An 11,269-nucleotide genomic window follows, 5' to 3' on the forward strand; every position below is an offset into this window, starting at 1 on the left:
TGAGCCCTCATCGACTCACGTTCCGCGCTCCTTGGGAATCCCTGCCGGGAGTCAGGGCTTCAGGCGGCTGGTATGAGCAGGGGCTTACCCTCTTCATGCTCGACTTCCCTGGCAGACAGTCTGGCCGTCAGTCACGCCAGCTGAGCGCGCGCCGAATTGGACCTGAGGACCTACCCGGCGGAGAGACATTGCGAAGGCTATCAGTGCGTGCTAGCCGCAAACCCGCATAAGCGGGCCTTACGGAAAAGCGCTTAGCCATTTCGTCAGATGAAGGTCGACGCCTTGTGGGTTGTCATCGCAGCAATTGCCGCCCTGGTGGTTGTTTACGGCACAGTAGGGAAGACTTCCTGGGGGATTAATCTATTTCCTCCAAAGAGGTGCCCAAGGTGCGATAAGCCTCTGGTGCGTTGGCGGCCACCTCGGTCGCAAGGTCTCGGGATTTGGGGCGGCTGGATATGTAAGGCTTGCGGCACTGAACTCGGTCATTGGGGCCGTCCCTTGAATTGAGGGCCCCACCAAGTAACCCATCCATCAGTTCCGGTCCTCGGGACATTGTGCGGGTATGGCCCCGCACCACCTGAGTTTCAGCGCCTCCACTTCGTCCTTGGAAGGTTGGCCGCCGCTCCGAGATGCAGGTCGTTCAGACTTACTGCGTCCAAGCCGGTTCTGACCAGCCCGCCCTACCTGTCGGGGCTGAAGCTGAGGCGGACGGGTGGCACCGGTTGGAAACCTCGCCCCGGAAAAGGCACAGCAGGTGCACGTGGCGGTGACGGTGGGATTCGAACCCACGATACCCTTTCAGGTATGACGATTTAGCAAACCGTTGCCTTCAGCCTCTCGGCCACGTCACCATAAGCCACGGGGACTTAGCGGACTCCTCCGCGGCTGGCAATCGGAGCGGAACCAGGCCGTTGCCGCTCCACGACCGGAAGGATCCATCCCCAAGGGCCAGTCCGGCGAGGCGCCGTGATGTTGTGGGGCCGGGCTTCTGGGTCGCGGCCGTTGCGGGATGGGATCGGAAGCTGGGGCAACGCTGATCTTCGCCTCCACCACTGCACAGGGGAGGAGAAGGTCGCCTTCTGCGTTGAGCCTTGCCCCTCCACCCGCTAGCGTGTCCGCAGCCACGACCAAGGACCTCCATGCCGCTCCCGCGCGCCCTCCTCCTCTCCGCACTGCTCGGCGCCGCCGCGGCGCCGGCCCTCGCCCTTCCGCCCGGCGCCAGGAAGGACCTGCCGCCCCCGCCGACGGAGGCCACCCCCTACGTCGCCACCAGCGAGAAGGCCGACCCGGCGCTTCACGCCGCGGTGGAGAGCGGTTCACGTCCTGACGCCGACCGCGCCCGCGACCTCTACCGCCATCCCGAGAAGAGCCTGATGTTCTGGGGGCTCAGGCCCGGCATGGCCGTGGTCGACCTGCAGCCGGGCGGCGGCTACTGGACCCAGATCCTGGCCCCCTATGCGCTCGCCACCCACGGGACCTACACCGCTGCGGGCTCGGAGAAGAGCCGCCCTGGTTTCGAGGGCAAGTACAGCGACAAGGCCCGCTTCGGCATCGTCAAGTACGTCACCTTCGACGGCGCCAGCCCGCCCTTCGCCGCGCCCGCCAGCGTGGACTTCGTGCTGACCTCGCGCGAGCTGCACAACTGGATCGACGGCGGCTACATGGACCGGGCTATGGCCCAGGCCTATGCCGCCCTGAAGCCCGGCGGCGTGCTGGCCATCGAGGAGCACCGGGCCGATCCCAAGCCGATGCTGAAGGGCGCCTCCAACGGCTACGTCTCCACCGACGTGGCCATGACGGCGGCCACCAAGGCCGGCTTCAAGCTCGACGGCGCCTCGGAGATCAACGCCAATCCCAAGGACACCAAGGACTATCCCTATGGCGTCTGGACCCTCCCCCCCACCCGCCAGGGACCCAAGGCCGGGGAGGCGCCAGCCTTCGGCTACGACCGTGCCAAGTACGACGCCATCGGCGAGAGCGACCGCATGACCCTGCGCTTCCGGAAGCCCGGCTAGGCGGATGGCGAGCGGGCGCCTCTGGCTCGCGCTGGCGGCGCTAAACGGGCTCATGGCGGTGTGCGCCGGGGCCTTTGGCTCGCACGGTGTAGCCGATCCGCAGGTGAAGGGCTGGCTGCAGACCGGGGCGCAGTACCAGCTGGTGCACGCGGCCGCGGCGCTAGGCTGCTTCTCGCTGCTGCGGGTGATGGCGCGCCAGGCAGGGATCGCCGGGTGGCTGTTCGGGGTGGGCGGGCTGGTGTTCGGCGGCTCGCTCTACCTGCTGGCGCTGAGCGAAGTGAAGCTCTGGGGCGCGGTGACGCCGATCGGCGGCCTGCTGATGATCGCGGGCTGGGCGGTGCTGATCTGGGGGGCGCTGACGGCGGTGGAATGACGCCGGGTTTCCCCTCCCCCTGGAAGGGGCAGGGGTGGGGGTGTATGCGCTGCGGGTGACGGAAGGGTGCGGGAGGCGCCTCTAACACCCTTCCACGGCCGTCCTGCACTCACCCCCATCCCTGCCCTTCCCCCTTCGAGGGGGAAGGCTTCAAGTTCGTTGGTCGTGAGCCTCCCCTTGCTCGCCGGATCGTTCTAAACCGCGGTGGAGTCGCAGGAGCACGGCCATGGATCGGGACGCGGTGATGGAGGAGTTCCGGGCGGCGGGCGCGCTGCGCGAAGGCCACTTCGTCCTGTCCTCGGGCCTGCACAGCGGGGTCTTCCTGCAGAAGAACCTGGTCTTCATGCACGCTGACCGCGCGGAACGCCTCTGCCGCGCCATGGCGGAGAAGATCACAGCGCTGGTGGGCCAGGTGGACGTGGTGGTCTCGCCGGCTGTGGGCGGCATCATTCCGGGCTATGAGACGGCGCGCTGGCTGAAGGTCCCGGCGATGTACGTCGAGCGCGAGGCCGGTCAGTTCAAGTTCCGCCGCGGCTTCCATCTCGAGCCCGGCGTCCGGGTCGCCATGGTGGAGGACATCGTCACCACCGGGCTCTCCTCGCGCGAGTGCATCGCCGCCATCCGGGCGGCGGGAGGCGATGTGGTGGTGGCCGCCTGCGTGGTGGACCGGTCCGGCGGCGAGGCGGAGGTCGGCGCGCCGCTGGTGTCGCTGGCCAGCCTCAAGGTGCCGGCCTACCCCGCCGACCAGCTGCCGCCCGAACTCGCCGCCCTGCCGGTGGAGGAGCCGGGCAGCCGGCGGCTCACGGCATGAACGGCCGCGCACCTGCGTGCTTCGAGACGCGCGCCGGTGGCGCGCTCCTCAGCATGACGAAGGTAAATGCGTTCCATTTCGTTCGTCTTCCTGAGGAGCGGACCTTGGTCCGCGTCTCGAAGGACGCACGCAGCTGCAAGCAGGTCCTATGACCGCCCCTGCCCCGCGCCTGCGGCTAGGCGTCAACATCGACCATGTGGCCACGATCCGGAACGCCCGCGGCGAGGACTATCCCGAGCCGTTGCGCGCGGCCGAGCTGGCGATCGCAGCGGGAGCGGACGGCATCACCGCACACCTGCGCGAGGATCGCCGCCACATCTCGGACGCCGACATCGTAGCGCTTGCGGACCTCTGCCGCCGGCGCGGGCGCCCGCTGAACCTGGAGCTGGCGGTGACGCCGGAGATGGTCGACATCGCCGTGGCTCGCCGCCCCCACGCCGCCTGCCTGGTGCCCGAGCGGCGCGAGGAGGTGACCACCGAGGGCGGCCTGGACGTGATTAAGGGCTTCCCGGCCGTCTCGGCTGCGACGCATCGGCTGCGCGAGGCCGGCGCCCGGGTCTCGCTGTTCGTGGAGGCCAGCCATGGGCAGATCTCAGCCTGCGCCGACGCGGGCGCCGCGGTGATCGAGCTGCACACCGGCGCCTACTGCGAGGCCGTGCGCCATGGCGACGACGCGCGCGCCGGGCGCGAGCTGGAACGGCTGAAGACGGCGGCGGTGCAGGCCCTGGGACTGGGCCTGGAGGTCCACGCCGGGCACGGCATCGACTACGCGACCGTGAAGCCAGTGGCGGCCATCGCCCAGGTGGCGGAGCTTAACATCGGCCACTTCTTGATCGGCGAGGCCGTCTTCGTCGGCCTGCAGGCCGCCATCGCCCAGATGCGCACCCTGATGGACGCCGCGCGGCTTGAAGCGGCATGATCGTCGGGATCGGTTCCGACCTCACCGACATCCGCCGCATCGCCGAGTCGCTGGAGCGGTTCGGAGACCGCTTCACCCAGCGCATCTTCACCGACGTCGAGCGCACCCGCTCCGAGCGCAAGGGCGACCGCGCCGCCAGCTACGCCAAGCGCTTCGCCGCCAAGGAGGCCTGCGCCAAGGCGCTGGGCACCGGCATCCGCCGCGGGGTGTTCTGGCGCGACATGGGGGTGGTGAACCTGCGCTCCGGCCAGCCCACCCTTGCGCTGACCAACGGGGCGCAGGCGCGGCTGCAGGCGCTGCTGCCGCCGGGGACCACCGCGCGCATCCACCTCAGCCTCACCGACGAGCCGCCCTACGCCCAGGCCTTCGTGGTCATCGAAGCGGTGAGCAATGAGGCGACCCCCGGATCTCCCCCACTCGCGACTTGGAGAACCGAAGGCCGGGAGGGGGCTCTGCGAGGGGAAGGGTGAGCGCTGCTAGCCGCTCAGGCGCGACAGGGCGAGCTTGTAGTTGGCGATCTGGGCGGTGAGATAGGCCGGGACGGTCCCGCCCGTCCCGCCCGCAGCCGTGGTGGTGGGCTTGGCGGTGGTCAGGTCCGAATAGATCGCCTCGACCTCCGCAATCGCGGTGGTCAGCGACGTCCGGGCCGCGGCGACATCGGTCGAGGTCGCCAGGGAGAGCGAGGCGGGCACGGTGACGCTGTAGTGCGACCGGACGTTGCTGGTCACCTTGACCCCGTTCAGGGTGGCCGGCGCTGCGGCCGTGGCGGTGCTGGAGACCAGGCCCTCCTTCAGGCCTAGCGAGCCGAGGGCGTCCTGGCCTGCGGGTCCCGCCTCGATGCGGATGCTGGAGGAGGTGTTGGCGGGCGCTATCCTGAGCTGCTGCTGGCCGTTCACGGTCAGGGTCGTCGCGGTGGCGTTGTAGCCGGACGCCACCTCGATCTTGCGGGCGAGCGTCGCATAGGTGTCGTCGGCGTCGACAGTCACCGCCTGGGCCGCGCCCGTGCCGGTCTGGACGTAGAACTTGTCGCCGGCCTGCACGGAGGTGTTGGCCACCAGCAATTGGGACGGCTGGTTCTGCACGGCCAGCCGGCCCTGCGGCAGCCCCAGCAGGTCGAGCACGGACGAGCCGGTGCTCGATACGGCGATGGAGCTGGGCGCGGCCGAGCCGTTGTCGCCGCTGAAGGTGGACGACCAGCTCACCTGGCCCGTGGTGGGATCGATGGCGGCGGCGTAGCCGAGCGCCGGCGTGGTGGTGCTCTGTCCGTTGATCTGGCCGGTGATGTAGGCGGTGTTTCCGGAGACTGCGATGGCCGTGGAAGTCGTGGGCTGGCCGGTGTTGTAGTAGGCGAGGCTCTCCGATCCCGCAGGGTCCAGGTTGGCGTCCAGCCTGGCCACGAAGGCGTCGCCGTTCCCGCTGTAGGCGTCGGTGATCGCGCCGGCGTTCAGGGCGGCGTTGTGGGTGGAGCCGGTGACCAGCACCGCGCCGTCCGCCGCCACAGCGATCCCTGAGACGTTGCCGCCGATGAGCGCGCCCAGGTCCTGCTTGGCGGCCAGCGAGGCGGTCTGGGTCGTGGTGGTGGTCGCGCCGGCGCCGTCGGGGGTGGCGGCCGTGCCGGTCGTGGTGGTGCTGGTGACGGCGAACTGGCGCACCACCGCGTCGCCGTTCTCCACGCTTGACACGTAGACCGACGAGCCGCTGACGGCCACGCCGGTCGCCCGGTCCACGCCTGAGGTGCCGAACTCCTGGGTGAAGGACGATTTGGCGGTGTAGCTGACCGCCTTGCTCAGCGGGTCGGTGGTCGCGGTGACCACAAAGCCCTGCACGTAGCCGTCCTGGCCGCCTGACGAGGTGGCGCCGGGCAGCCGGCCGCTGGTGGAGCCCGCCACATAGACGGTGTTGCCCGCCCCGAAGCTGACGGCGTTGGCCTGGTTGTCGGCCCCGCCGTCTTCGGTGTTCTCCCATAGCTGGTCGCCGCCGCCACTGTAGACCGACACGAAGCTCTGCTGGGTGGTGGAGCCGTCCTGGCTGGTGTCGGTGGGATCGAGCGCGCCGCCGGTGACCGAGCCCGCTATGGCCACCTGCGAGCCGTCGGCCGAGACCGCCAGCGCTGTGGCGTTCACGGTGTCGGCCGAGCCCAGGGTGCGGGTATAGATCAGCTGGCCCGCGCCGTCGTACTTGAACAGGGCCGCATCCTGGCCGCCCTGCAGGGTCTGGCCGTCGGTGGCCGAGGTGACGTTGGCGAGCACGTAGACCGAGCCGTCCGGCGCGGTGGCGGTGGCCTTCACGGTCGAGCCGGCGGGCAGGCTGTCGGTGAAGCCCCGCACGGTGGGATCGCCGCTCGCCCCAGGCTGGTCCAGCTTGATGAACTGCGAGGTCGTGGTGGCGGCGGTGCTCGACGTTCCGCTGGTGGTGGTCGAGGTCGTCGTGCTCGTGGTGGTGGAAGTCGCGGAGGTGGCGGCCGGGTCGTAGGAGGTCTGGGCGATGTAGACGCCGGGCGTGGTGGCGCCTGCGGAGAAGGACAGCATCTCGTTGGGCGTGCCGTCGATCTGCAGCCCGTATTGGTCGGGAGTGGCGGCGGCGACGGTGGTGGTCACGCCTGCGCTGATGGTGGTCACCGCGGGCGTGCCCGGGATCAGGTTGTCGGCGAAGCGGGTCTTCAGGCCTGCTGCGGCCAGCTGGCCGTTCAGGTAGCTCACCACGTTGCTCATGGTGCGTGGCGTGGAGCCCATGTCGGCCAGGTTGAAGTCCACCGTGGTGGCCTGGCCCTGAAGGTTGGCCGCGCTCATGCTGAAGGCCACCTCGCCCTGCAGGGCGGGAACGAGGTCGCCGGCCGAGCCGGTCACCAGGGCCTTGGTGTCGTAGGTGTCGCTGGACTGCTGCACGCCCACGCTGGTGGTGTCGCTGGCGCTGACCGAACCGTCGGAGACCGCGAACTCCTTGAACGGGTCGCCCGCCACGAAGGACCGCACCTGGCCGAGTCCGCTGGTGAAGGCCTTCTGGATCAGGGCGAGCTGGGCGGAGGTCGTGGTGGTGGCCGCCGCCGCGGTGGTCAGGCTCTGCAGCGTGGTCAGACCCTGGTAGAGGGCGAACAGGTTCTGGTAGTCGGTGTTGGCCTCTGTGCTGGAGGTGGTCTGGGACAGCTTGGCCGTCGTGGGATCTACCACGCTCTTACCAGCCAGGATCTGCTCCACCAGGGTATTGACGGAACTGCTGGCGGTCGAGCCGCCGAGCGCCGAGGTCGAGGCGGTGGTGCTGGTCGTCGTTGCGTTCCACGGCGCCGTCGGCGCCTTGGACGCCAGGGCGGCGGACGTTGAGGCGGTGGCGTTCGTCCCCGTCTGCCCGGTTCTCACCTGCAGGTAGGACAGCAGCACGCTGGAGGAGATGCCGATCGTCACCGCGTGCGCGCCCCGACGAGAACAGCCCTCTTGTGCGCCGGGAATGCTTACCGAAGCTTAAGGCGGCGGCGGCGGCGGCGGCGGCGGCGGCGGCGGCGGCGGCGGAGCTTAGCTTCGAAGATGGCCAGTATGGGTCATCCTACCTCATCATGAGGCGGATGTGAGCGCATGCACCCTGGCCTGACGGGCTCTAGGGGCGCCCGCCGCCCCCTGCCGCACCATCGTCGCGCGTCTCAGCCGCCGCCAAAGCGCAGCGCCCACTCGGCGAGCTGGGCGTCATCGACCTTGCGGAACAGCACCTCGGGCGCACGGACGGCGACGCCCGCTCTGACGTGCGACAGCTCCGCCACCACGTCGTCCCCCGGCCAGACGGCAGGCTCGCCCTGGCCCAGGGCCTGCGCGATGATCCTGGCGCTGGTGGGGATGAAAGGCGCGGACAGGCGGGCGAACAGGGCGGCCAGGTTCAGGGCGGTGCGCACCACCGCGCCCGCGCGCGCCCGGTCGGTCTTCACCGCCGTCCAGGGGGCGGCCTCGGCCAGGTACTCGTTGCCGAGCACCCAGATGGCGCGGAGCGCCTGGGCGGACTTCCTGATCTCGATGGCCTCGAAACTGGCCGTCAGCTCCGCCATCCGCGCGCCGAGCTCGGCGTGGAGCCTGGCCTCCAGCGGGCTGTCCTCGCCGCCCTCAGGCGTCACGCCGTCGAAGCGGGTCTCGCAGAACTTGAGTATGCGGTTAACGAAGTTGCCGAGCACGTCGGCCAGGTCCTTGTTCACAGCGGTCGCGAACTGCTCCCAGGTGAAGGCGGTGTCGGACCCCTCCGGGCAGTTGGCGAGCAGATACCAGCGCCAGGCGTCGGACGGCAGCAGCTCCAGGGCCTGGTCCATGAACACGCCGCGGCCCTGCGAGGTCGAGAACTTGCCGCCGTACCAGTTCAGCCAGTTGAAGCTCTTCAGCATATCCACCGTCTTCCAGGGCTCGCGCGAGCCGAGGATCGTCGCTGGGAAGTTGACGCTGTGGAAGGCGACGTTGTCCTTGCCCATGAACTGGACGTAGCGGACGTCGGCCGCGCCCTCGTCCAGCCGCCACCAGCGCTTCCAGTCCGCGCCCGTGGCGTCGGCCCACTCGCGCGTCGCGCCGATGTATTCGATCGGCGCGTCGAACCAGACGTAGAAGACTTTGTGCCCGAAGCCGGGTCGCGCCATCCCGTTGTGGGCGACAGGAACGCCCCAGGCGAGGTCGCGGGTGATGCCGCGGTCGATCAGGCCCTCGTCCAGGTGCTTGTAGGCGATGGAGCGGGTCAGCATCGGCCAGTCGGCCTTGCTGTCCACCCAGGCGCGGATGTCGTCGGCCAGAGCCGACTGGCGGACGTAGAGGTGGTTGGTGTCGCGGACCTCCAGGTCACGCGAGCCGGAGATGGTGGAGTAGGGTTCGATCAGCTCCACGGGATCGAGCAGGCTGCCGCAGTTGTCGCACTGGTCGCCGCGCGCTTTCGTGAAGGCGCAGACCGGGCAGGTCCCCTCCACATAGCGGTCCGGCAGGAAGCGCCCGTCGTCGGGCGAATAGACCATGCGGTCGGTGCGCTCCTCGATGTAGCCGTTCTGCTCCAGCACGTGGGCGAAGTGCTGGGTCAGCTCGCAGTTCTGCGGGCTGGAGGAGCGGCCGAACCAGTCGAATGAGAGGGCGTAGGCGTCGCTGATCGCCTTCTGGGCGGCGTGCTGCTCCACGCAGTAGGCAGCCACGTCCTGCCCCGCGGCGGCGGCGGCGAGCTCGGCGGGCGTGCCGTGCTCGTCGGTGGCGCAGACGTAGAGCACCTCGTGGCCGCGCGCCCTTTGGAAGCGGGCATAGGCGTCCGCCGGCAGCATGGAGCCGGCCAGGTTGCCCAGGTGCTTGACCCCGTTGATGTAGGGCAGGGCCGAAGTGATCAGTATGCGCGCCATGCGGCCTCTCGTGGTCGAAGGCCCATATAGGCGGAGGCGGCCGGAGAGTCGCCAGCGGCCATGCAGGAGAGACCTTGACGCCCGCACGCCTAGCCCTCGCAGCCGTCCTCCTGCCTGGTCTCGCCGCCTGTAACCGTGCCGCGCCCGAAGCGCCCTCGGTCGGCCCCCTGCCTGCTCGCGTCACGCCTTCGGCCGCCGCGCAGAGGCTGCTGGACGAGCTGCCGGCCGCCTACCACCAGGCGGACCTGGAGAACGGGCGGTTGCACTTCAATCTCTGCCGTGCCTGCCACACCGTGACGCCGGGCGGCCCGAACATGACTGGCCCCAACCTCTACGGCGTGTTCGGGCGCAAGGTGGCGATCAAGGCCGGGTACGGCTATTCGGCCGCCTTGTCGGCCAAGGACTGGCGCTGGGACGCCGAACATTTGAACGGCTGGCTGCAGTCGCCCCGCACCTATGTGCCAGGAACCAAGATGAGCTTCTACGGCATCCCCGATGACGAGGACCGCCGCGACCTGATAGCTTATCTGAAGGTCGCCAGCAGCGGCGGCCCCATGTGAGATCGTCGGCTGACCGGTCAATCGGCGGTTTTCCTTTCATCCGCTTAAGTCCATCTTCACAGGGCCAGAGTCATGCTGGTGCGCGAGCTTCGCGAGATCTGGACCTGCCGACGCCCGCCACAGATCGCCGAGACCTGATGCTCGAGCTGGCGCGCTCGCCGTCGCCGGGCGATCGCGACAGACTGCTGCTGGCGCTGGCCGACCTGTGCGAGGGTGGCGGGTGCGAGGAGCCGCAGACCCAGCCCCTGGTGCGCGACGTCTTCATGGGGTTGGTCGGGCGCGTCGAGCACGACATCCGCGTCCGCCTGGCCTGGAAGCTCGCCCATGCCAGATGGGCGCCACCGGAGCTGGTGCTGCTGCTGGTCCGCAGCGAGATCGAGATCGCCCGCCCGCTGATCGCCGCCAGTCCGGTGCTGGGCGACCAGGACCTTATCCACCTGCTGGTGGAGGCCTCGGTGGACCACCAGGTGGAGGTCGCCCGCAGGCCGCAGCTAGGCGCCCCGGTGGTCACCGCCATCCTCGACCAGGCTTCGCCTGAGGTGCTGACCGCGCTCGCCGGCAACACCAGCGCGGAGGTGACGCCCCTGGGCATGGAGCGGCTGGTCAGCCTGTCCCAGACCGTGGCGGCGCTCCGCGCGCCCCTGTCGCGCCATCCGGCGCTGACGCTCGACCTGGGCGCCGTGCTCTATGCCTGGGTAGGCGAGACTTTGCGCCAGACGCTCAGCGCCAGGTTTGCGGTGGAGGGGCCGGCCTTTGACGCGGCCGTGTCTTCGGCGGTGGCCGAGGCCCGCGGCGGCCCCGGCGACGGCGCGAGCCCTGAGACCGACGAGCGCGCCGGCATGGACCGTCGCGTGATCGCCAAGCTGAAGGGCGGCGGCCAGCTCCGACCGGGCCTGCTGATGCGGGCGCTGCGCGACGGCAAGCTGACCCTGTTCACCATCGCGCTCGCCGAGCTCGGCGACTTCTCCATCGACGAGGTGCGCCAGGCCCTGGACGCCGACTCCGGCGAGACGCTGGCGCTGGCCTGCGCCGCAGTGGGCGTGGACCGAAGCGCCCTGCCCAGCCTGCTGAAGCTGGTCCGATCGCTGAACCGCGACCGCCCGGGCAAGGTCGGAGAGGTGGCTAGCCTGAACGGCGCCGCCTCCCTGCTGGACCGCGACTCGGCTGCCCGCGCCTTCCGCAAGCGCCTCCACGGTGATCGCTTGAACGGCTGGGGGGATTTCGGCGCGGGGTGATGTCTGATTCATGGGAGCCCT

General features: G+C 69.7%; 9 protein-coding genes and 1 tRNA gene. 7 read left to right on the top strand and 3 right to left on the bottom strand.

Features of this window, described 5'->3' with window-relative positions; all coding sequences use genetic code 11:
* Positions 1–761: 761 nt before the first annotated feature.
* Positions 762–851: transfer RNA gene (locus HUV06_RS11125), tRNA-Ser, on the bottom strand.
* A 288-nt stretch (positions 852–1,139) separates the two neighbouring features.
* Between HUV06_RS11125 and HUV06_RS11130 the strand changes: the two genes are divergently transcribed.
* The 5 genes from HUV06_RS11130 (at position 1,140) to acpS (ending at position 4,588) form a co-directional block, all read left to right on the top strand.
* Positions 1,140–2,015: a class I SAM-dependent methyltransferase gene (locus HUV06_RS11130; protein ID WP_174301340.1), complete on the top strand. Its 876-nt coding sequence runs from the start codon at positions 1,140–1,142 to the stop codon at positions 2,013–2,015.
* Between the two features lie 4 nt (positions 2,016–2,019).
* The gene (locus HUV06_RS11135; RefSeq protein ID WP_174301341.1) at positions 2,020–2,388 is read left to right on the top strand and encodes a DUF423 domain-containing protein; all 369 of its coding nucleotides are present in this window, start codon (positions 2,020–2,022) and stop codon (positions 2,386–2,388) included.
* Between the two features lie 226 nt (positions 2,389–2,614).
* Positions 2,615–3,199 carry an orotate phosphoribosyltransferase gene (gene pyrE, locus HUV06_RS11140; RefSeq protein WP_174301342.1) on the top strand — a complete coding sequence of 195 codons (585 nt, stop codon included), beginning with the start codon at positions 2,615–2,617 and terminating at the stop codon, positions 3,197–3,199.
* A gap of 148 nt (positions 3,200–3,347) precedes the next feature.
* On the top strand, positions 3,348–4,118 hold the full coding sequence (locus HUV06_RS11145; RefSeq protein ID WP_174301343.1) for a pyridoxine 5'-phosphate synthase: 771 nt from the start codon (positions 3,348–3,350) through the stop codon (positions 4,116–4,118).
* Positions 4,115–4,588: a holo-ACP synthase gene (gene acpS, locus HUV06_RS11150; RefSeq protein ID WP_174301344.1), complete on the top strand. Its 474-nt coding sequence runs from the start codon at positions 4,115–4,117 to the stop codon at positions 4,586–4,588. Before HUV06_RS11145 ends, acpS begins: the two co-directional genes overlap by 4 nt.
* 6 nt (positions 4,589–4,594) lie before the next feature.
* Here acpS and HUV06_RS11155 read toward each other — a convergent pair whose 3' ends face one another.
* Positions 4,595–7,516: a hypothetical protein gene (locus HUV06_RS11155; RefSeq protein ID WP_174301345.1), complete on the bottom strand. Its 2,922-nt coding sequence runs from the start codon at positions 7,514–7,516 to the stop codon at positions 4,595–4,597.
* 233 nt (positions 7,517–7,749) lie between these two features.
* Entirely contained in the window at positions 7,750–9,453 is a 1,704-nt protein-coding gene (metG, locus tag HUV06_RS11160) for a methionine--tRNA ligase (protein WP_174301346.1), read from the bottom strand.
* Between the two features lie 74 nt (positions 9,454–9,527).
* Here metG and HUV06_RS11165 point away from each other — a divergent pair, with 74 nt between their 5' ends.
* Both HUV06_RS11165 and HUV06_RS11170 read left to right on the top strand, forming a co-directional pair.
* Positions 9,528–10,013 carry a cytochrome c family protein gene (locus HUV06_RS11165; RefSeq protein ID WP_174301347.1) on the top strand — a complete coding sequence of 162 codons (486 nt, stop codon included), beginning with the start codon at positions 9,528–9,530 and terminating at the stop codon, positions 10,011–10,013.
* A 137-nt stretch (positions 10,014–10,150) separates the two neighbouring features.
* The gene (locus tag HUV06_RS11170; RefSeq protein WP_174301348.1) at positions 10,151–11,248 is read left to right on the top strand and encodes a DUF2336 domain-containing protein; all 1,098 of its coding nucleotides are present in this window, start codon (positions 10,151–10,153) and stop codon (positions 11,246–11,248) included.
* Positions 11,249–11,269: the final 21 nt, after the last annotated feature.

The organism is Caulobacter sp. S45, from assembly GCF_903642205.1.
In the GTDB taxonomy this organism is placed as follows: Bacteria; Pseudomonadota; Alphaproteobacteria; order Caulobacterales; family Caulobacteraceae; genus CAHJWH01.

What these genes read in the sequence shown, in the direction of transcription:
- metG (WP_174301346.1), bottom strand. Translation starts at nt 9,453, where the DNA reads ATGGCGCGCATACTGATCACTTCGGCCCTGCCCTACATCAACGGGGTC.
- HUV06_RS11145 (WP_174301343.1), top strand. Translation starts at nt 3,348, where the DNA reads ATGACCGCCCCTGCCCCGCGCCTGCGGCTAGGCGTCAACATCGACCAT.
- pyrE (WP_174301342.1), top strand. Translation starts at nt 2,615, where the DNA reads ATGGATCGGGACGCGGTGATGGAGGAGTTCCGGGCGGCGGGCGCGCTG.
- HUV06_RS11170 (WP_174301348.1), top strand. Translation starts at nt 10,151, where the DNA reads ATGCTCGAGCTGGCGCGCTCGCCGTCGCCGGGCGATCGCGACAGACTG.
- acpS (WP_174301344.1), top strand. Translation starts at nt 4,115, where the DNA reads ATGATCGTCGGGATCGGTTCCGACCTCACCGACATCCGCCGCATCGCC.
- HUV06_RS11135 (WP_174301341.1), top strand. Translation starts at nt 2,020, where the DNA reads ATGGCGAGCGGGCGCCTCTGGCTCGCGCTGGCGGCGCTAAACGGGCTC.
- HUV06_RS11130 (WP_174301340.1), top strand. Translation starts at nt 1,140, where the DNA reads ATGCCGCTCCCGCGCGCCCTCCTCCTCTCCGCACTGCTCGGCGCCGCC.